We start from the raw sequence: 19,761 nt of genomic DNA on the forward strand, positions 1-19,761 counted from the left end.
GGATTTGTACCTGTGTGATTATTCCTTGGGGAGGCTTGGACGGGGTATGACCCGCGTCCAAGCCTCAAATGTGTAAACGATGTCCCCGGTTTCAGATGTAAACGATGTCTACGGTTCTACAACCCGATGGCAGTGTTTCAGTCAGCTTATCTGTAGCTGACCCACTGCCATCGGGGGCAAGCCTCCTCCCACATTATTTTCGTGACCCGCAAATCTTTCTTCGCCCTCCCAATCCCTCGCTACACTCCCTCTAATACTAAGGTCGTCTGGAACCTGTTCCGCAGCCGCATACAGTGGATACGTTCCAATAATAAAAAAGCTGTGCTGCGAGGATAAAAACAATGAACGACAGCATTTACCTCTCGATTCAAAACAGCCCGCGTTTCAAGGAGCTGGTGAGAAAAAGGGAACGGTTCGCCTGGATTCTCTCGGCGATCATGCTAGGGCTCTACTCCGGATTCATCCTGTTGATCGCCTACGGGCCACAAGTATTGGGGGCCAAGATCAGCCCCGGTTCGTCGATTACCTGGGGCATTCCCCTGGGCGTCGGGCTGATTGTGTCTGCGTTTGTCCTGACCGGCATCTATGTGCGTCGGGCGAACGGCGAATTTGACGACCTGAACAATGCGATTCTCAAGGAGGCTGCGCAATGATCCGGCGTCTACTGGCAGTACTCGGCGCTTCGCTTTTTGCTCCAGCCCTTTGGGCGGCGGACGCATTGACCGGTGAAGTACACAAACAACCGCTGAACGTCTCCGCCATCTTGATGTTCGTCGCGTTTGTCGGTGCCACTCTGTGCATCACCTACTGGGCTTCCAAACGTAACAAGTCGGCGGCCGACTACTATGCGGCCGGCGGCAAAATCACCGGCTTCCAGAACGGCCTGGCGATTGCCGGCGACTACATGTCGGCGGCGTCTTTCCTGGGTATTTCCGCGCTGGTGTTTACCTCCGGCTACGACGGCCTGATCTACTCGATCGGCTTCCTGGTGGGCTGGCCGATCATTCTGTTCCTGATCGCAGAGCGCCTGCGTAACCTGGGCAAGTACACCTTTGCCGACGTGGCGTCCTATCGCCTCGGGCAAACCCAGATCCGCAGCCTGTCGGCCTGTGGCTCGCTGGTGGTGGTGGCGTTCTACCTGATCGCGCAGATGGTGGGCGCGGGCAAGTTGATCCAACTGCTGTTCGGCCTGGACTACCACGTAGCGGTGATCCTGGTGGGCATCCTGATGTGCCTGTATGTGCTGTTCGGCGGCATGCTGGCGACCACGTGGGTGCAGATCATCAAGGCCGTGCTGTTGCTGTCCGGTGCCTCGTTCATGGCGCTGATGGTGATGAAGCATGTCAACTTTGACTTCAACATGCTGTTTGCCGAGGCGATCAAGGTTCACCCTAAAGGTGAGGCGATCATGAGCCCTGGCGGTCTGGTGAAAGACCCGATCTCGGCATTCTCCCTGGGCCTGGCACTGATGTTCGGTACCGCCGGCCTGCCGCACATCCTGATGCGCTTCTTTACCGTGAGCGACGCCAAGGAAGCGCGTAAGAGCGTGTTGTATGCAACCGGCTTCATCGGCTACTTCTACATCCTGACCTTTATCATCGGCTTCGGCGCGATCTTGCTGGTCAGCACCAACCCGGCGTTCAAGGATGCGGCAGGCGCCTTGCTGGGCGGTAACAACATGGCGGCGGTGCACCTGGCCAACGCGGTGGGCGGCAGTATCTTCCTGGGCTTCATCTCGGCCGTGGCCTTCGCCACCATCCTGGCAGTGGTTGCCGGTTTGACCCTGGCGGGTGCCTCGGCGGTGTCCCACGACCTGTATGCCAGCGTGATCAAGAAAGGCAAGGCCAACGATAAAGATGAGATTCGCGTGTCGAAGATCACCACCATCGCCCTGGCGGTGCTGGCTATCGGCCTGGGTATCCTGTTCGAAAGCCAGAACATTGCGTTCATGGTCGGCCTGGCGTTCTCCATTGCTGCCAGCTGTAACTTCCCGGTGTTGCTGCTTTCCATGTACTGGAAGAACCTCACCACCCGTGGCGCGATGATCGGCGGCTGGTTGGGCCTGGTCAGTGCCGTTGGCCTGATGGTGCTGGGCCCGACCATCTGGGTCTCGATCCTGCATCACGAAAAAGCCATCTTCCCGTACGAGTACCCGGCGCTGTTCTCGATGATCATTGCGTTCGTCGGCATCTGGTTCTTCTCTATCACCGACAAGTCGGCGGCGGCAGAGAAAGAGCGTGCGCTGTACTTCCCGCAGTTTGTGCGTTCGCAGACTGGCCTGGGGGCGAGCGGGGCGGTTAATCACTAAGGTTGCAGCTGGATAAAGAAATGCCCCGGTCGCAAGGCCGGGGCATTTTTTTACCTGAATATCGGTGAGGGTAGGTCTGTAGTGAGCGGGCTTGCCCCGCGCTGGGTGGCGAAGCCGCCCCATCTCAGGCACTCAGTTCTCCAATTAGAACCGAGGTGCCTGGGTTTGGGGCGGCTTCGCCACCCAGCGCGGGGCAAGCCCGCTCACTACAAGTTGCACAAATGAATAAGGCCTCCAGAGGAGGCCTTATTCGGTACAACTCAAGTGCTTACTTGCGATCTTCCAGCTTGGTGATGTCACGCGACTCGTAGCCGGTGTACAGCTGGCGCGGGCGGCCAATCTTGTACGGGCTGGAGAGCATTTCTTTCCAGTGGGAGATCCAGCCCACGGTCCGCGCCAGGGCGAAGATCACGGTGAACATGCTGGTTGGAATGCCGATCGCCTTGAGGATGATCCCCGAGTAGAAGTCGACGTTCGGGTACAGCGAGCGTTCGATGAAGTACGGGTCGGTCAGGGCGATCTCTTCCAGGCGCATGGCCAGTTCGAGTTGCGGATCGTTCTTGATCCCCAGTTCCTTCAACACTTCGTCGCAGGTCTGCTTCATCACGGTGGCGCGTGGGTCGCGGTTCTTGTAGACCCGGTGACCGAAGCCCATCAACTTGAACGGATCGTTCTTGTCCTTGGCCTTGGCGATGAATTTGTCGATGTTCGACACATCGCCGATTTCATCGAGCATGGTCAATACGGCTTCGTTCGCACCGCCGTGGGCAGGGCCCCAGAGTGCGGCGATGCCGGCGGCGATACAGGCGAACGGGTTGGCACCCGAAGAGCCAGCCAGGCGCACGGTGGACGTGGAGGCGTTCTGCTCGTGGTCGGCGTGGAGGATGAAGATCCGGTCCATTGCCTTGGCCAGCACCGGGCTGATCGGTTTGATCTCGCACGGGGTGTTGAACATCATGTGCAGGAAGTTTTCCGCGTACGTCAGGTCGTTGCGCGGGTACATCATGGGTTGGCCCATGGAGTACTTGTAAACCATTGCGGCCAAGGTCGGCATCTTGGCAACCAGGCGGATCGCGGAAATTTCGCGATGCTGCGGGTTATTGATGTCGAGGGAGTCGTGATAGAAGGCCGACAGGGCGCCAACCACGCCGCACATGACGGCCATCGGGTGGGCGTCGCGACGGAAGCCGTTGAAGAAGGTCTTCAATTGCTCGTGAACCATCGTGTGGTTCTTGACGGTGCTGACGAACTGGGCCTTCTGCTCGGCTGTTGGCAATTCGCCATTTAGCAGCAGGTAGCAGGTTTCCAGGTAGTCCGACTGTTCGGCGAGTTGCTCGATCGGGTAGCCGCGGTGAAGCAGAATGCCATTGTCGCCATCGATATAGGTGATCTTCGACTCGCAAGAGGCGGTCGACATGAAGCCTGGGTCGAAAGTGAAACGGCCCGTGGCCGTCAGGCCCCGTACGTCGATAACATCGGGACCAACGGTGCCGGTTAAAATGGGCAGCTCGACGGGGGCTGCGCCCTCGATGATCAACTGCGCTTTTTTGTCAGCCATGTGGCCTCCTATTTATGCTTCAAATCATCAGACAGACCCCCCACGCAGGGCCCGCACCACTATAGTGAGATAAATTCAGATGTCAATTTGCCTAAAGTCTTGCCCCAGAAGGCTTTAACCGTACTTTTTCCTCGAAATTGAGCGCCATTTACGCCTTTTATCCCGCCAGCGCAATCAGCTATTAGGGTGAGGAGTGCGCGTTGTCATTAGTAACCTAACTGTCTATACTCGGCCACCGACCGCCAAGGGCTTTTGGGCTTGCTTTCATTGGGGGTCGCACTCCCTGGGTGGTGCTTACCTGACCAGTCGCACTCCCCAACAACTTTGCCCTGATTGTTAGGGGCTCTTCAGTGTGAAAAAAAGCCGTGAATAGCCAACGACCTGTAAACCTAGACCTAAGGACCATCAAACTCCCCATCACCGGCGTTACGTCGTTCCTGCACCGTGTTTCCGGCATCATCCTGTTCCTGGGCTTGGGCATCATGCTTTATGCATTGAGCAAATCCCTGGGTTCCGAGGAAGGATACGCCGAGGTGAAGGCATGCTTGACCAGCCCGCTGGCCAAGTTCGTAGCATGGGGCCTCCTGTCTTCTCTTCTGTATCACCTGGTAGCCGGTGTGCGCCATTTGATCATGGACATGGGCATCGGTGAGACGCTGGAAGGCGGCCGCCTGGGCTCGAAAATCATCATCGCCATTTCCGTGGTGCTGATCGTTCTGGCAGGAGTTTGGATATGGTAACCAGCGTTACGAACCTTTCGCGTTCGGGCCTCTATGACTGGATGGCACAGCGTGTGTCTGCGGTCGTTCTCGCGGCTTATTTCATTTTCCTGATCGGATACCTCGTCGCAAACCCGGGCATCGGCTATGAGCAATGGCACGGCCTGTTTTCCCACAATGCGATGCGAATCTTCAGTCTGCTGGCCCTTGTTGCCCTGGGCGCACACGCCTGGGTTGGCATGTGGACCATCGCGACCGACTACCTGACGCCGATGGCGCTGGGCAAGTCCGCGACTGCAGTACGTTTTCTCTTCCAGGCAGTCTGCGGCGTCGCGATGTTCGCTTACTTCGTCTGGGGTGTGCAGATTCTTTGGGGTATCTGATTCATGGCTAACATTCCAACTATTTCATTCGACGCCATCATTATTGGTGGCGGCGGTGCTGGCATGCGCGCTGCGCTGCAGCTGGCCCAGGGTGGTCACAAGACTGCCGTGATCACCAAGGTGTTCCCGACCCGTTCCCACACCGTATCGGCCCAGGGTGGCATCACCTGCGCCATCGCCTCCGCCGACCCGAACGATGACTGGCGCTGGCACATGTACGATACCGTCAAGGGTTCCGACTACATCGGTGACCAGGACGCTATCGAATACATGTGTCAGGAAGGCCCGGCCGCGGTGTTCGAGCTGGACCACATGGGTCTGCCGTTCTCCCGTACCGAACAAGGCCGTATCTACCAGCGTCCATTCGGCGGCCAGTCGAAGGATTACGGCAAAGGCGGGCAGGCTGCCCGTACCTGCGCCGCGTCCGACCGTACCGGTCACGCGCTGTTGCACACCCTTTATCAGGGCAACCTGAAAGCCGGTACCACGTTCCTGAACGAGTACTACGCTGTTGACCTGGTGAAGAACGCACAAGGCGAGTTCGTCGGTGTGATCGCCATCTGCATCGAAACCGGTGAAACCACCTACATCCGCGCCAAGGCTACCGTGCTGGCGACGGGCGGTGCAGGCCGTATCTACGCGTCGACCACCAATGCCCTGATCAATACCGGTGACGGCGTCGGCATGGCACTGCGTGCAGGCGTGCCGGTACAAGACATCGAAATGTGGCAGTTCCACCCGACCGGCATCGCCGGCGCCGGTGTACTGGTGACCGAAGGTTGCCGTGGTGAAGGTGGTTACCTGATCAACAAGCACGGCGAGCGTTTCATGGAGCGTTATGCTCCGAACGCCAAGGACCTTGCCGGTCGTGACGTTGTTGCCCGTTCGATGGTTAAGGAAATCATCGCTGGCAACGGCTGTGGCCCGAATGGCGACCACGTACTGCTTAAGCTCGATCACCTCGGCGAAGAAGTGCTGCACAGCCGTCTGCCGGGTATCTGCGAACTGTCCAAGACCTTCGCACACGTTGACCCTGTGGTGGCTCCGGTTCCGGTTGTTCCAACTTGCCACTATATGATGGGCGGCGTGCCGACCAACATCCATGGCCAGGCGATCACCCAGAACGCCGACGGCGTGGACGAGATCATTCATGGTCTGTTCGCGGTAGGCGAAGTGGCTTGCGTATCGGTACACGGCGCCAACCGCCTGGGCGGCAACTCGCTGCTCGACCTGGTGGTCTTCGGCCGCGCGGCCGGCCTGCACCTGGAAAAAGCGCTGACCGACGGCATCGAATACGATGACGCAACCGACGCCAACATCGAAGCTGCCCTGGCGCGCCTGAACGCTCTGAACGAGCGCACGGATGGCGAAGACGTGGCAACCCTGCGTCGCGAGCTGCAAAGCTGCATGCAGAACTACTTCGGTGTGTTCCGTACCGGCGAATACATGCAGAAGGGCATCGCCCAGCTGGCTGACCTGCGCACGCGCATCGCCAACGTCAAGATCAACGATAAGAGCCAGGCGTTCAACACGGCTCGTATCGAGGCCCTTGAGCTGCAAAACCTGCTGGAAGTGGCCGAAGCGACCGCGATCGCCGCCGAGGTTCGTAAAGAATCCCGTGGTGCCCACGCTCGTGAAGACTTTGAAGACCGCGACGACGAAAACTGGTTGTGCCACACCCTGTACTTCCCGGGTGACAAGCGCGTGACCAAGCGTGCCGTGAACTTCTCGCCGAAGACGGTTCCGACGTTTGAACCGAAGATTCGGACTTACTAAGGGTGGCTGCCATGTTGAAAGTCAGTGTTTATCGCTACAACCCTGATCAGGACGCTGCGCCGTTCATGCAGGAGTTCCAGGTCGATACCGGTGGTAAAGACCTGATGGTGCTGGATGTATTGGCACTGATCAAAGAGCAGGACGAAGGTTTCTCCTATCGTCGCTCTTGCCGTGAAGGTGTGTGCGGTTCCGACGGCATGAACATCAACGGCAAAAACGGCCTGGCGTGCATCACGCCGCTGTCCGCCGTGGTTAAAGGCAACAAGCTGATCGTTCGTCCTCTGCCAGGTTTGCCGGTTATCCGTGACCTGGTCGTCGATATGAGCATCTTCTACAAGCAATACGAGAAAGTTAAGCCGTTCCTGCAGAACGACACGCCGGCCCCGGCCATCGAGCGTCTGCAGTCCCCGGAAGAGCGCGAGAAGCTCGACGGTCTGTACGAGTGCATCCTGTGCGCTTGCTGCTCGACTTCGTGCCCGTCCTTCTGGTGGAACCCGGACAAGTTCCTGGGTCCAGCTGCCCTGCTGCAAGCGTACCGCTTCCTGGCGGACAGCCGTGACACCAAGACGTCCGAGCGTCTGGCTTCGCTGGATGACCCGTTCAGCGTATTCCGCTGCCGCGGGATCATGAACTGCGTCAACGTATGTCCCAAAGGCCTGAACCCGACTAAGGCCATTGGTCACATTCGTAACATGCTGCTGCAGAGCGGCGTGTAACTGACGTTGTAACAAGGCAGGACCGTTGTGCCCGTAAATGCTACGGCGCAGGCTTCAACCGGCGCCGTAGTTTTAACTTGAGCAGCGACTTACAAAGCCGCGGCTCTTATTTTGAAGAAATGAGACAAGCAGGGGCATTCGGGTTGGTACCCGAACTATCAGCGTGATCCTAAGTGGCTTGTTTTGGTCGCTGCACTTGGCCTTTTGCAAGCAAACTCGGTGTTTTCGCCGGTGGTGTCCCCAAATCGAGGGTGACCAAGCATGCAAGAAAGCGTGATGCAGCGCATGTGGAACAGCGGCTATCTTTCAGGTGGTAACGCTGCCTATGTGGAAGAGCTTTATGAGCTCTACCTGCACGACCCTAACGCTGTGCCAGAAGAATGGCGCACCAAATTTCAGACGTTGTCTTCAGACGGCAACGCTGCCACCGATGTATCGCATGCAACGATTCGCGATCAATTCGTGCTGCTGGCAAAGAACCAGCGCCGCGCTCAACCGGTTTCCGCCGGCAGCGTGAGCAGTGAGCACGAGAAGAAGCAAGTTGAAGTACTGCGACTGATCCAGGCCTATCGGATGCGTGGCCACCAGGCGGCCCAGCTTGACCCGCTGGGGCTCTGGCAGCGTCCTGCACCTGCTGACCTGTCGATCAATCATTACGGCTTGACCAATGCCGATCTTGATACGACCTTCCGTGCCGGCGACCTGTTCATCGGCAAAGAGGAAGCGAGCCTACGCGAAATTCACGAAGCGTTGCAGCAGACATATTGCCGCACCATTGGTGCTGAGTTCACGCACATCACCGATTCCGAGCAACGTCACTGGTTCCAGCATCGCCTGGAAGGTGTGCGTGGCCGTCCGGTGTTGTCCGCCGACGTACGCAGCCACCTGCTCGAGCGCGTTACCGCTGCCGAAGGCCTGGAAAAATACCTGGGCACCAAATACCCGGGCACCAAGCGTTTCGGCCTGGAAGGCGGCGAAAGCCTGATCCCGATGCTCGACGAGCTGATCCAGCGTTCCGGTTCCTACGGTACCAAGGAAGTCGTGATCGGCATGGCCCACCGTGGTCGCCTGAACGTGTTGGTCAACACCTTCGGCAAGAACCCGCGTGAGCTGTTCGACGAGTTCGAAGGTAAGAAGAAGGTCGAGCTGGGTTCCGGTGACGTTAAATACCACCAGGGCTTCTCGTCCAACGTGATGACCACCGGCGGTGAAGTTCACCTGGCCATGGCCTTCAACCCATCCCACCTGGAAATCGTTTCTCCAGTGGTCGAGGGTTCGGTTCGGGCTCGCCAGGATCGTCGTAACGACACCACCGGTGAGAAGGTCCTGCCGATTTCCATCCACGGCGACGCGGCATTTGCCGGTCAAGGCGTGGTCCTGGAAACCTTCCAGATGTCGCAGACCCGCGGCTTCAAGACCGGCGGTACGGTTCACATCGTCATCAACAACCAGGTTGGCTTCACCATCAGCAACCCGCTGGATGCGCGCTCCACCGAGTACGCCACCGACGTTGCCAAGATGATCCAGGCACCGATCCTCCATGTGAATGGCGATGATCCGGAAGCCGTGCTGTTCGTGACCCAGCTCGCCATCGACTATCGCATGCAGTTCAAGCGTGACGTGGTGATCGACCTGGTTTGCTACCGCCGTCGCGGTCACAACGAAGCGGACGAGCCAAGCGGCACCCAACCGTTGATGTACCAGCAGATCAGCAAGCAGCGCACCACCCGTGAGCTGTACGCCGAAAGCCTGACCAAGGCCGGTGTACTGGATGACGCGCGTGTTCAGGCGAAAATCGATGAATACCGCAACGCGCTGGACAATGGCCTGCATGTTGTAAAAAGCCTGGTTAAAGAGCCGAACAAAGAGTTGTTCGTGGACTGGCGTCCGTACCTGGGCCACGCCTGGACTGCGCGTCACGATACGTCGTTCGATCTGAAGACCCTGCAGGAATTGTCCGCCAAGCTGCTGGAAATTCCGGACGGTTTCGTGGTGCAGCGTCAGGTCTCCAAGATCTACGAAGACCGTCAGAAGATGCAAGCCGGCGGCCTGCCGATCAACTGGGGTTACGCCGAAACCATGGCGTACGCGACCCTGGCGTTCGAAGGTCACCCGATCCGCATGACCGGCCAGGACATCGGCCGTGGTACGTTCTCGCACCGTCATGCGGTGTTGCACAACCAGAAAGACGCGGGCACCTACATCCCGTTGCAGAACCTGTACGAAGGCCAGCCACGTTTCGACCTGTACGATTCGTTCCTGTCCGAAGAAGCCGTTCTGGCGTTCGAATACGGTTACTCGACCACCACGCCTCAGGCGCTGGTGATCTGGGAAGCCCAGTTCGGCGACTTTGCCAACGGTGCACAGGTGGTTATCGACCAGTTCATCACCAGCGGCGAGCACAAGTGGGGTCGCCTGTGCGGTCTGACCATGCTGCTGCCACACGGTTATGAAGGTCAGGGTCCTGAGCACTCCTCGGCCCGTCTGGAGCGTTACCTGCAGCTGTGCGCCGAGCACAACATCCAGGTGTGCGTGCCGACTACCCCGGCCCAGATCTACCACTTGCTGCGTCGCCAGGTGATCCGCCCGCTGCGCAAGCCGCTGGTTGTGCTGACACCGAAGTCGCTGCTGCGTCATAAATTGGCCATCTCGACCCTGGAAGATCTGGCTGATGGTTCGTTCCAGACCGTTATTCCAGAAATCGACACGCTGGACGCGGCCAAGGTGACTCGCCTGGTCCTGTGCAGCGGCAAGGTCTACTACGACTTGCTGGAAAAACGCCGTGCCGAAGGCCGCGAAGACATCGCTATCGTGCGTATCGAGCAGCTTTACCCGTTCCCGGAAGACGACCTGATGGAGGCCATCGCGCCTTACACCAACCTCACTCACGTGGTGTGGTGCCAGGAAGAGCCGATGAACCAGGGCGCGTGGTACAGCAGCCAGCATCACCTGCGTCGCAGCATCGGCAACCATAACAAGGCCCTGGGCCTGGAATATGCCGGCCGTGATGCTTCCGCTGCACCTGCGTGTGGTTATGCGTCGATGCACGCCGAGCAGCAGGAAAAACTGCTGCAAGATGCTTTCACTGTTTAACGCCTTCGCGCTGACTGAAACCGAATTTTAAGGACCCACAGATAATGGCTATCGAAATCAAAGCCCCGTCATTCCCGGAATCGGTTGCCGATGGCACCGTTGCCACCTGGCACAAGAAACCAGGTGAGGCCGTCAAGCGTGACGACCTGATCGTTGACATCGAGACTGACAAGGTCGTGCTGGAAGTGCTGGCTGAGGCTGACGGCGTGCTGGGCGCAATCGTTGCCGAAGAAGGCGCTACCGTTCTGTCGAACCAGGTACTGGGTTCGATCGAAGAGGGCGGCGCTGCTGCTGCCGCTCCTGCCGCCGCCGCTGCACCGGCTGCTGCTTCGGCGCCTGCTGCCGCTCCGGCTGCTGGCGCTGAAGACCCAATCGCTGCACCGGCTGCCCGTCAGCTGGCTGACGAGAACGGCATCAACCTGGCGTCCATCAAGGGCACCGGCAAAGACGGCCGCGTGACCAAGGAAGACGTGGTTGCCGCTGTTGAAGCCAAGAAAAACGCTCCCGCTGCCGCACCTGCCAAGGCTGCTGCCCCGGCTGCCGCTGCACCTGTGTTCGCTGCCGGCGACCGCACCGAGAAGCGCGTTCCGATGACCCGCGTACGTGCCACCGTGGCCAAGCGCCTGGTTGAAGCACAGTCGAACATGGCGATGCTGACCACGTTCAACGAAGTCGACATGACTGAAGTCATGGCCCTGCGTTCGAAGTACAAGGACCTGTTCGAGAAGTCCCACAACGGCGTACGCCTGGGCTTCATGTCGTTCTTCGTGAAAGCGGCCACCGAAGCGCTGAAACGCTTCCCGGCGGTCAACGCTTCCATCGACGGCGGCGACATCGTTTACCATGGCTACGCAGACGTCGGCGTTGCCGTCTCCAGCGACCGTGGCCTGGTGGTACCGGTCCTGCGTAACGCCGAACTGATGAGCCTGGCTGAAATCGAAGGCGGCATCGCCGGCTTCGGCAAGAAAGCCCGTGACGGCAAGCTGACCATCGACGAGATGACCGGCGGTACCTTCACGATCACTAACGGTGGTACCTTCGGTTCGATGATGTCGACCCCGATCGTCAACCCGCCACAAGCCGCGATCCTGGGCATGCACAACATCATCCAGCGTCCGATGGCCATCAACGGCCAAGTCGTGATCCGCCCAATGATGTACCTGGCACTGTCTTACGATCACCGCCTGATCGATGGTAAAGAAGCCGTGACTTTCCTGGTGACCATCAAGAACCTGCTGGAAGACCCGGCTCGTCTGCTGCTGGACATCTAAAGACGCAGCGGCAAGTTGCGAGCTACAAGCTGTAGGAAAAAGCAGCTTGGCTTGCGGCTTGTCGCTTGAAGCTTGTCGCTGAATAGAGGAACTATTTTCATGTCGCAGAAATTTGACGTTGTAGTGATTGGTGCAGGTCCTGGCGGCTATGTTGCCGCCATCAAGGCCGCACAACTGGGCCTCTCGACTGCTTGCATCGAAAAATACACCGACAAGGAAGGCAAACTGGCACTGGGCGGTACTTGCCTGAACGTTGGTTGCATTCCTTCCAAGGCGCTGCTGGACAGCTCCTGGAAATTCCACGAAGCCCAAGACGGTTTCGCGATCCACGGTATCAACCATGCTGGCGTGACCATGGACGTGCCAGCAATGGTCGGCCGTAAAGCCAACATCGTCAAAGGCCTGACTTCCGGCGTTGCCACCTTGTTCAAGGCCAACGGTGTCACTTCCCTGCAAGGCCACGGCAAGCTGCTGGCCGGCAAGAAAGTTGAAATCACCAAGCCAGACGGTTCGACCGAAATCATCGAAGCCGAAAACGTGATCCTGGCACCAGGCTCGCGTCCAATCGACATTCCACCGGCTCCGGTTGACCAGAACGTGATCGTCGATTCGACCGGCGCCCTGGAATTCCAAGCGGTACCTAAGCGTCTGGGCGTGATCGGCGCTGGCGTGATCGGCCTGGAACTGGGTTCGGTCTGGTCCCGCCTGGGTTCCGAAGTCACCGTGCTGGAAGCCCTGGACACGTTCCTGCTGGCTGCCGACACCGCCGTGTCCAAAGAAGCGCTGAAGACCCTGACCAAACAAGGTCTGGACATCAAGCTGGGCGCTCGCGTGACCGGTTCGAAAGTCAACGGTGAAGAAGTTGTTGTCAACTACACCGACAAGGATGGCGAAAAGACCATCACTTTCGACAAGCTGATCGTCGCCGTGGGTCGCCGTCCAGTGACCACCGACCTGCTGGCTTCGGACAGCGGCGTGAACATCGACGAGCGTGGCTTCATCCACGTTGACGATCATTGCGCTACCACCGTGCCTGGCGTCTACGCCATCGGCGACGTGGTTCGCGGCATGATGCTGGCGCACAAAGCGTCCGAAGAAGGCATCATGGTGGTCGAGCGCATCAAGGGCCACAAAACCCAGATGAACTACGACCTGATCCCGTCGGTTATCTACACCCACCCGGAAATTGCATGGGTCGGCAAGAACGAACAGCAGTTGAAAGCTGAAGGCGTTGAAGTTAACGTCGGCACCTTCCCGTTTGCCGCTTCTGGCCGTGCCATGGCAGCCAACGACACCGGTGGTTTTGTCAAAGTCATCGCTGATGCCAAGACTGACCGCGTATTGGGCGTCCACGTGATTGGCCCAAGCGCTGCAGAACTGGTTCAGCAAGGCGCAATCGGTATGGAATTCGGCACCAGTGCCGAAGACCTGGGCATGATGGTCTTCTCCCATCCGACCCTGTCCGAAGCGTTGCACGAAGCAGCGTTGGCAGTGAATGGCGGCGCCATCCACATCGCCAACAAGAAGAAGCGTTAAGCGAGATAATAAGAAACCACGGCGGAGTTGCCCGTCGTGAGCCTTGCGCGCAAGACTCACCGCGGAATATCCGCTGGACGCAGTCTTGCGCAGCTTTACGGGCCTTGAGCCCCGCAAGCTGCGCAAGCAGCAGTCACAGGTGGCGCGGCACTCATAATGAGCGCAGCGCCGAATGCGCAGTACCTAACGAAGACGGTAAAAAGCATGAATCTTCACGAGTATCAGGGTAAGCAGCTGTTCGCTGAATACGGCCTGCCAGTTTCCAAGGGCTACGCAGTAGACACCCCGGAAGCAGCAGCAGAAGCTTGCGACAAAATCGGCGGCACTGAGTGGGTTGTCAAAGCCCAGGTCCACGCTGGTGGTCGCGGTAAAGCGGGCGGCGTTAAGCTGGTTCGCAGCAAAGAAGACGCCAAGGCCTTCGCACAGCAGTGGCTGGGCAAGCGTCTGGTGACTTACCAGACTGATGCCAATGGCCAGCCAGTCACCAAGATCCTGGTTGAATCGTGCACTGATATCGCTAAAGAGCTGTACCTGGGCGCTGTCGTTGACCGTTCGAGCCGTCGCATCGTGTTCATGGCTTCCACCGAAGGTGGCGTGGACATTGAAAAGATCGCCGAAGAAACCCCAGAAAAAATTCTGAAAGCCACTATCGATCCACTGGTTGGCGCTCAGCCATTCCAGGGTCGCGAGCTGGCTTTCCAGCTGGGTCTGGAAGGCAAGCAAGTTGCCCAGTTCGCCAAGATCTTCGTAGGTCTGGCCAAACTGTTCCAGGATCACGATCTGGCCCTGCTGGAAGTGAACCCGCTGGTGATCAAGGCTGACGGCGATCTGCATTGCCTCGACGCCAAGATCAACATCGACGCCAACGCCATGTACCGTCAGCCTAAGCTGAAGACTTTCCACGATCCGTCGCAAGACGATCCGCGCGAAGCGCACGCTGCCAAGTTCGAACTGAACTACGTAGCCCTGGAAGGTAACATCGGTTGCATGGTCAACGGTGCTGGCCTGGCCATGGGTACCATGGACATCGTCAACCTGCATGGCGGCAAACCAGCCAACTTCCTCGACGTGGGCGGTGGTGCTACCAAAGAACGCGTAACCGAAGCCTTCAAGATCATCCTGTCCGACTCCAACGTCGCTGCAGTACTGGTCAACATCTTCGGCGGCATCGTTCGTTGCGACATGATTGCCGAAGGCATCATCGGTGCAGTGAAAGAAGTGGGCGTTAAAATCCCGGTTGTTGTTCGCCTTGAAGGTAACAACGCTGAACTGGGCGCTAAAGTACTGGCAGAAAGCGGTTTGAACATCATCGCGGCTACCAGCCTGACCGACGCTGCTCAACAAGTTGTCAAAGCTGCGGAGGGCAAATAATGAGCGTCCTGATCAATAAAGACACCAAAGTTATCTGCCAGGGTATTACCGGTTCGCAAGGTAGTTTCCACACCCAGCAAGCCATCGAATACGGCACCAAGATGGTTGGCGGCGTAACGCCGGGCAAAGGCGGCACCGAGCACCTGGGCCTGCCTGTGTTCAACACCGTGAAAGACGCTGTAGCTGCCACTGGCGCCACCGCCAGCGTGATCTACGTTCCAGCTCCTTTCTGCAAGGACTCGATCCTGGAAGCGGCCTTCGGCGGCATCAAGCTGATCGTCTGCATCACCGAAGGCATTCCTACCCTGGACATGCTGGACGCTAAAGTTAAGTGCGACGAGCTGGGCGTAGTCCTGATCGGCCCTAACTGCCCAGGCGTGATCACGCCAGGCGAATGCAAGATCGGCATCATGCCAGGTCACATTCACTTGCCAGGTAAAGTCGGTATCGTTTCCCGTTCCGGCACCCTGACCTACGAAGCTGTTAAGCAGACCACTGACGCCGGTTTCGGTCAGTCGACTTGCGTCGGCATCGGCGGTGACCCGATCCCAGGCTCCAACTTCATCGACATCCTGAAGCTGTTCCAGGAAGACCCGAAGACCGAAGCGATCGTGATGATCGGTGAGATCGGCGGTTCGGCTGAAGAAGAAGCGGCTGCCTACATCAAGGCACACGTGACCAAGCCGGTTGTTTCCTACATCGCTGGTGTGACTGCCCCTGCGGGCAAGCGCATGGGCCATGCGGGCGCAATCATCTCTGGCGGCAAGGGTACTGCAGACGAGAAGTTTGCTGCCCTGGAAGACGCAGGCGTTAAAACCGTGCGTTCGCTGGCAGACATCGGCAAGGCGTTGTCCGAGCTGACCGGTTGGGCTGTCAAGTAAGCCTCGCGCTTTACTGACGCTTCACCAGCAAAGGCCACCTTCGGGTGGCCTTTGTGCTTTCTGAGGTTTAATAAAGATCAAAATGTGGGAGGGGGCTTGCCCCCGATTGCAGTGGGTCAGTTAACAAATACAGTGACTGACACTTCGCCATCGGGGGCAAGCCCTCTCCCACATTTATCTGCATTGCCAGATTAAGTATGAAAATGCGACATAGAGATGTCGCTTATCGGACAGTGCGCCCCGCAACAGTGCGTTTGTCAGCCCAATTCTGTACCCTTGCCGCCTCTTTATGCGCCCGCATCCCAAAAGGAAGCCGCGCGCTAGACCGTTCGGCGCCCATAAGGGCCGGCAGTATTTCCCTCATCCACAGGGAATCCCCCTCTAAATTCCGATTCAGTAGTGTGGTATTTCCTCAAATGAAAGTGTTGAAAAGCCAGGACATCCTGGCGCTGGGCTTTATGACGTTTGCCCTGTTCGTGGGCGCCGGCAACATCATCTTCCCGCCTATCGTGGGTTTGCAGTCCGGGCCTCATGTCTGGATGGCAGCGCTGGGCTTCCTGATCACCGCAGTGGGTTTGCCGGTGGTCACGGTGATCGCCCTGGCCAAGGTCGGTGGCGGTATGGACGCGTTGAGCAGCCCGATCGGCAAGATCGCCGGTGGCCTGCTCGCGGCGGCGGCGTATCTGGCGGTAGGGCCGCTGTTCGCCACCCCGCGTACCGCGACCGTCTCCTTCGAAGTGGGCCTGGCGCCGCTGACCGGCGAAAGCCCGCTGGCGCTGTTCCTCTATAGCTCGGTGTACTTCCTGGTGGTGTTCTTTGTCTCCCTGTACCCAGGTCGTCTGTTGGACACTGTTGGCCGCTTCCTGGCGCCGCTGAAGATCATCGCGCTGGCCATCCTCGGTATCGCGGCGTTCGCCTTGCCGGCCGGTGACGTGGGCGTTGCTACCCCGGAATACGTGGCTGCGCCGTTCTCCCAGGGCTTTATCAATGGTTACCTGACCATGGACACCCTGGGCGCCCTGGTATTCGGCATCGTGATCGTCAATGCCATTCGCTCCCGTGGCGTCGAGTCGCCGAAGCTGATCACCCGCTACGCGATCATTGCCGGGCTGATTGCCGGTGTGGGACTGGCGCTGGTGTATATCAGCCTGTTCCGCCTCGGCTCGGGCAGCCATGCAGTCGCCTCGGGTGCGGCTAACGGTGCCGCCGTGTTGCATGCCTACGTGCAGCACACCTTCGGTTCCCTGGGCAGCGGTTTCCTGGCGGTGTTGATCTCGCTCGCGTGCCTGGTTACCGCCGTGGGCCTCACCTGCGCTTGCGCTGAGTACTTCAGCAAAATCCTGCCGCTGTCCTACAAGACGCTGGTCGTGATCCTGGCTTTGTTCTCGCTGTTCGTGTCGAACCTGGGCCTGACCAAGCTGATTGCGTTCTCGATCCCGGTACTCACCGCGATCTACCCGCCGTGCATCGTGCTGGTGGCGCTGAGCTTCTGCAAAGACTTCTGGCAGGAGCAGGGCCGCATCGTTGGCCCGGTGATGCTGGTGTCGTTCATCTTCGGTTGCATCGACGCGCTCAAGGGCGCGGGCCTGGCGGGCTGGATGCCGTCGCAACTGGCGAACCTGCCGCTGAGCGAACAAGGCCTGGCGTGGTTGGTGCCGTCGGTGATGACGTTGGTCGTGGCGGTGGTGATTGACCGTATGCTCGGCAAGCGTAGCGAAGCGATCGCATAACCCACGTTCGCGCAGTGCTGAAATGCCCCGTATCAATCGATACGGGGCATTTTTTATGGGCATCAGGCAGTGTCTTTTGGCCTGAGCTAGCGTCGAACAGGCTACAGAATCTAAACATTGGAATGCGATCAGTGTGGGAGCGGGCTCCCACCTTCAGACCGTGTTCCGCCACCCGCCACTGTGTAACAGGACCCGCATGTCGTTCGTCGAAACCAATCAGATCCATCTGCTGGCCGCCCTCTGGTTTATCCTCTGCTGGGGCGGCTACACCCGCTACGCCACCTGGATGGCCCGCGACACCGCCTGCCTGGCCAGTGTGCTGCACCTGTATCGCGAAGACTGGATGCGCCGCATGCTGCTGCGCGACAACCGCATCGCCGACGCCAGCGTGATCGGCAACCTGGAGCGCAATGCCTCGTTCTTCGCCTCCAGTACCTTGATCATCCTGGCCGGTATTCTCACCGTGCTGGGTGCCTCGGAACGCGCGGTGTCGCTGTTGGCCGACATTCCCATGGTGCAGCAGGCTTCCCAAGGCATGTCGGAGATCAAGCTGTTGTGCCTGGCGCTGGTGTTCGTCTATGCGTTCTTCACGTTCAGTTGGTGCATGCGCCAATACAACTTCGCGGCGGTGCTGGTCGGCTCGGCACCGATGATTGGTGAGCGGCATGTGTCGGAGCAGGAGCGCAAGGCGTTTGCACTGCGCGCGGCGCGGGTGATCTCCATGGCCGCCAACCAGTTCAACTTTGGCCTGCGCGCTTATTACTTCGGCATGACCATGCTGGCGTGGTTTGTCAGCCCTTGGTTATTCATGTTGATGAGCAGTGGGGTAGTGTTGGTACTGTACCGTCGGGAATTCCATTCCGACGTACTGCAAGTGATGGTGTATACACAGACGGATACGTCGCCGCCGGAGGCGGTGAAAGAGGCTGTTTAATTAACGCTTCAACTAAAAACAGCAGACAAAGAAAAGCCCGCTATTTAAGCGGGCTTTCTTTTTGCAGCGAAGCTATTTCAAGCCGCGGTCTCAAGAACCGGTGGCAGGCGTAGCAGGTGCTGCTTCTTTTGCGGCGGCTGCGTTCGATTCAGCCTGAGCTTTGGCAGCATCGGCGTTTTCTTTCGCAGCGTCGTTCACTTTATCCTGAGCTTTCGCCATATCTTTCTGAGCTTGCTCAGAATGCGCGGCGGCATCTTGGGCTTTGTCTTCGGATTTTTTATCGCAGGCAGCGAGACCGAGGGCAGCGGCCAACATCATGGAAATAGCTAAAGTCTTGCGCATGGGGTGTTTCTCCTTATTGAAGATATCTACTGGCCTTTCGAGCATGGCCGTTCAGCATTAGTTCCTTTTATTGCGCAGATATATAAACCACGGTCGCCAAGGAACTTTCACGCGTACCACCTGCACGGCATATCCCCACCCATAAGAGTCTGGAGCCCATGACCGAAAATCCTTTGTTAGAGCGTGCGAAGCGTTTTGTATCGGCCTTGCGCCACTGTCAGGTATTGGGTATTGCCGCTTATCAGGCCAGCAAGGAGGGCATCACGCTGGTCATGCCTTATGCGCTGCATTTGGTCGGTGACCCGCGGACCGGAGTGATCCATGGCGGCGCGCTGACCTCGCTGATGGACACCGCCTGCGGCATGGCCACCCTGTGTGTGTTGCCGGAGTTTGAGGTGTGCCCGACCCTGGACCTGCGCATCGACTACATGCATCCCGCCGAGCCGCGCAAGCCTGTATACGGCTTTGCTCAATGCTACCGAGTGACTGCCGACGTGATTTTTACCCGTGGATTCGCCTATCAGGATGACCCGCAGCAACCCATTGCCCATGTGGTCGGTACCTTCATGCGCATGGGTAAGCGCCTCAAGGGCACTCAAGGGTTGAGCAGCACGATCAAAGGAGAGCAGGCATGACGCACCGCTTCAAGACCCGTCTGGAACAAGCCCATGAGCGCGGCGACTACGCGGCGCTGCTCGAGCTGATTCCCTATGCCAAACTGATTGGCATCGAATGCACCCGGCTGGGGGATGAGCTGCTGTTTCGCCTGCCGGCCAGCAAGGACAATATTGGTAACCCTATATTGCCGGCGCTGCACGGCGGGGTGATCGCGGGTTTTATGGAGCTGTCGGCGGCGCTGCACCTGCTGGTGTTTACTGGCACACCGGGTATCCCGAAAATCATCGATTTTTCCCTGGATTACCTGCGCGCCGGCCAATTTCGCGACACTTACGCCAAATGCCAGGTGTGGCGCCAAGGCCGACGGGTGGCCAATGTGGCGATTACCGCCTGGCAAAGCACGGCGGCGGAGCCCATCGCCACCGCTCGCGCGCATTTCAAGATCGAGGAACCAAGCCGCCCTTGAAATCCTGGTCTTAGCCCCCAACTTTGATGACAACCCGCCGCCAACCCTTCAGGGCGCGG

The 19,761-nt window shown here is 58.5% G+C and carries 17 protein-coding genes; 15 read left to right on the plus strand and 2 right to left on the minus strand.

The genetic code is table 11. The features are described 5' to 3' along the window. Positions 1 to 341 precede the first annotated feature (341 nt). Positions 342 to 653, plus strand: a complete 312-nt coding sequence (locus QCBJ_RS14045) for a DUF485 domain-containing protein (RefSeq protein ID WP_012723085.1) — start codon at positions 342 to 344, stop codon at positions 651 to 653. Beyond that, positions 650 to 2,308 carry a cation acetate symporter gene (locus tag QCBJ_RS14050; protein WP_012723086.1) on the plus strand — a complete coding sequence of 553 codons (1,659 nt, stop codon included), beginning with the start codon at positions 650 to 652 and terminating at the stop codon, positions 2,306 to 2,308. The genes QCBJ_RS14045 and QCBJ_RS14050 overlap by 4 nt, the downstream gene beginning before the upstream one ends. A gap of 268 nt (positions 2,309 to 2,576) precedes the next feature. On the opposite strand, the gene gltA is transcribed toward QCBJ_RS14050, so the two are convergent. After that, a complete protein-coding gene (gltA, locus tag QCBJ_RS14055) occupies positions 2,577 to 3,866 on the minus strand; it encodes a citrate synthase (protein WP_012723087.1) in 1,290 nt (429 codons plus the stop codon). Positions 3,867 to 4,231: 365 nt separating this feature from the next. Here gltA and sdhC point away from each other — a divergent pair, with 365 nt between their 5' ends. From sdhC to QCBJ_RS14110, 11 genes are all read left to right on the plus strand, one after another. Continuing rightward, entirely contained in the window at positions 4,232 to 4,606 is a 375-nt protein-coding gene (gene sdhC, locus QCBJ_RS14060) for a succinate dehydrogenase, cytochrome b556 subunit (protein ID WP_003190005.1), read from the plus strand. Next, complete coding sequence (sdhD, locus tag QCBJ_RS14065; RefSeq protein WP_003172805.1) at positions 4,600 to 4,968, plus strand: succinate dehydrogenase, hydrophobic membrane anchor protein; 369 nt, start codon at positions 4,600 to 4,602, stop codon at positions 4,966 to 4,968. The genes sdhC and sdhD overlap by 7 nt, the downstream gene beginning before the upstream one ends. A gap of 3 nt (positions 4,969 to 4,971) precedes the next feature. Beyond that, a complete protein-coding gene (gene sdhA / locus QCBJ_RS14070) occupies positions 4,972 to 6,744 on the plus strand; it encodes a succinate dehydrogenase flavoprotein subunit (protein WP_012723088.1) in 1,773 nt (590 codons plus the stop codon). Positions 6,745 to 6,755: 11 nt separating this feature from the next. Beyond that, complete coding sequence (locus QCBJ_RS14075; RefSeq protein ID WP_003172807.1) at positions 6,756 to 7,460, plus strand: succinate dehydrogenase iron-sulfur subunit; 705 nt, start codon at positions 6,756 to 6,758, stop codon at positions 7,458 to 7,460. 261 nt (positions 7,461 to 7,721) lie between these two features. Then, on the plus strand, positions 7,722 to 10,553 hold the full coding sequence (locus tag QCBJ_RS14080; protein ID WP_012723089.1) for a 2-oxoglutarate dehydrogenase E1 component: 2,832 nt from the start codon (positions 7,722 to 7,724) through the stop codon (positions 10,551 to 10,553). 44 nt (positions 10,554 to 10,597) lie between these two features. Then, entirely contained in the window at positions 10,598 to 11,824 is a 1,227-nt protein-coding gene (gene odhB, locus QCBJ_RS14085; protein ID WP_012723090.1) for a 2-oxoglutarate dehydrogenase complex dihydrolipoyllysine-residue succinyltransferase, read from the plus strand. A gap of 99 nt (positions 11,825 to 11,923) precedes the next feature. Next, positions 11,924 to 13,360, plus strand: a complete 1,437-nt coding sequence (gene lpdA / locus QCBJ_RS14090; RefSeq protein ID WP_012723091.1) for a dihydrolipoyl dehydrogenase — start codon at positions 11,924 to 11,926, stop codon at positions 13,358 to 13,360. A 204-nt stretch (positions 13,361 to 13,564) separates the two neighbouring features. Beyond that, complete coding sequence (gene sucC / locus QCBJ_RS14095; protein WP_003210567.1) at positions 13,565 to 14,731, plus strand: ADP-forming succinate--CoA ligase subunit beta; 1,167 nt, start codon at positions 13,565 to 13,567, stop codon at positions 14,729 to 14,731. Continuing rightward, positions 14,731 to 15,612 (plus strand): succinate--CoA ligase subunit alpha, encoded by an 882-nt coding sequence (gene sucD / locus QCBJ_RS14100; RefSeq protein ID WP_003210566.1) that lies wholly within the window; start codon positions 14,731 to 14,733, stop codon positions 15,610 to 15,612. Before sucC ends, sucD begins: the two co-directional genes overlap by 1 nt. Positions 15,613 to 16,028: 416 nt before the next feature. Next, positions 16,029 to 17,342: a branched-chain amino acid transport system II carrier protein gene (brnQ, locus tag QCBJ_RS14105; protein ID WP_046033847.1), complete on the plus strand. Its 1,314-nt coding sequence runs from the start codon at positions 16,029 to 16,031 to the stop codon at positions 17,340 to 17,342. Positions 17,343 to 17,538: 196 nt separating this feature from the next. Then, positions 17,539 to 18,276, plus strand: coding sequence for a DUF599 domain-containing protein (locus tag QCBJ_RS14110; protein ID WP_102061066.1), 738 nt, complete (start codon positions 17,539 to 17,541; stop codon positions 18,274 to 18,276). 90 nt (positions 18,277 to 18,366) lie between these two features. Here QCBJ_RS14110 and QCBJ_RS14115 read toward each other — a convergent pair whose 3' ends face one another. Continuing rightward, a complete protein-coding gene (locus QCBJ_RS14115) occupies positions 18,367 to 18,618 on the minus strand; it encodes a hypothetical protein (protein ID WP_012723095.1) in 252 nt (83 codons plus the stop codon). Between the two features lie 158 nt (positions 18,619 to 18,776). Here QCBJ_RS14115 and QCBJ_RS14120 point away from each other — a divergent pair, with 158 nt between their 5' ends. Then, on the plus strand, positions 18,777 to 19,253 hold the full coding sequence (locus tag QCBJ_RS14120) for a PaaI family thioesterase (RefSeq protein ID WP_102061067.1): 477 nt from the start codon (positions 18,777 to 18,779) through the stop codon (positions 19,251 to 19,253). Beyond that, positions 19,250 to 19,702, plus strand: coding sequence for a PaaI family thioesterase (locus tag QCBJ_RS14125; RefSeq protein WP_046033845.1), 453 nt, complete (start codon positions 19,250 to 19,252; stop codon positions 19,700 to 19,702). Before QCBJ_RS14120 ends, QCBJ_RS14125 begins: the two co-directional genes overlap by 4 nt. Positions 19,703 to 19,761: the final 59 nt, after the last annotated feature.

This window comes from Pseudomonas sp. QC2 (assembly GCF_002859085.1).
GTDB lineage: Bacteria > Pseudomonadota > Gammaproteobacteria > Pseudomonadales > Pseudomonadaceae > Aquipseudomonas > Aquipseudomonas petroselini.

Excerpts from the sequence above, each read along its gene's own strand:
- sdhA (WP_012723088.1), top strand. The coding sequence starts at position 4,972 with ATGGCTAACATTCCAACTATTTCATTCGACGCCATCATTATTGGTGGC.
- odhB (WP_012723090.1), top strand. The coding sequence starts at position 10,598 with ATGGCTATCGAAATCAAAGCCCCGTCATTCCCGGAATCGGTTGCCGAT.
- QCBJ_RS14050 (WP_012723086.1), top strand. The coding sequence starts at position 650 with ATGATCCGGCGTCTACTGGCAGTACTCGGCGCTTCGCTTTTTGCTCCA.
- QCBJ_RS14125 (WP_046033845.1), top strand. The coding sequence starts at position 19,250 with ATGACGCACCGCTTCAAGACCCGTCTGGAACAAGCCCATGAGCGCGGC.
- sucD (WP_003210566.1), top strand. The coding sequence starts at position 14,731 with ATGAGCGTCCTGATCAATAAAGACACCAAAGTTATCTGCCAGGGTATT.
- QCBJ_RS14075 (WP_003172807.1), top strand. The coding sequence starts at position 6,756 with ATGTTGAAAGTCAGTGTTTATCGCTACAACCCTGATCAGGACGCTGCG.
- QCBJ_RS14045 (WP_012723085.1), top strand. The coding sequence starts at position 342 with ATGAACGACAGCATTTACCTCTCGATTCAAAACAGCCCGCGTTTCAAG.
- QCBJ_RS14110 (WP_102061066.1), top strand. The coding sequence starts at position 17,539 with ATGTCGTTCGTCGAAACCAATCAGATCCATCTGCTGGCCGCCCTCTGG.
- sdhD (WP_003172805.1), top strand. The coding sequence starts at position 4,600 with ATGGTAACCAGCGTTACGAACCTTTCGCGTTCGGGCCTCTATGACTGG.
- QCBJ_RS14080 (WP_012723089.1), top strand. The coding sequence starts at position 7,722 with ATGCAAGAAAGCGTGATGCAGCGCATGTGGAACAGCGGCTATCTTTCA.
- QCBJ_RS14120 (WP_102061067.1), top strand. The coding sequence starts at position 18,777 with ATGACCGAAAATCCTTTGTTAGAGCGTGCGAAGCGTTTTGTATCGGCC.
- lpdA (WP_012723091.1), top strand. The coding sequence starts at position 11,924 with ATGTCGCAGAAATTTGACGTTGTAGTGATTGGTGCAGGTCCTGGCGGC.
- QCBJ_RS14115 (WP_012723095.1), bottom strand. The coding sequence starts at position 18,618 with ATGCGCAAGACTTTAGCTATTTCCATGATGTTGGCCGCTGCCCTCGGT.
- sucC (WP_003210567.1), top strand. The coding sequence starts at position 13,565 with ATGAATCTTCACGAGTATCAGGGTAAGCAGCTGTTCGCTGAATACGGC.
- gltA (WP_012723087.1), bottom strand. The coding sequence starts at position 3,866 with ATGGCTGACAAAAAAGCGCAGTTGATCATCGAGGGCGCAGCCCCCGTC.
- brnQ (WP_046033847.1), top strand. The coding sequence starts at position 16,029 with ATGAAAGTGTTGAAAAGCCAGGACATCCTGGCGCTGGGCTTTATGACG.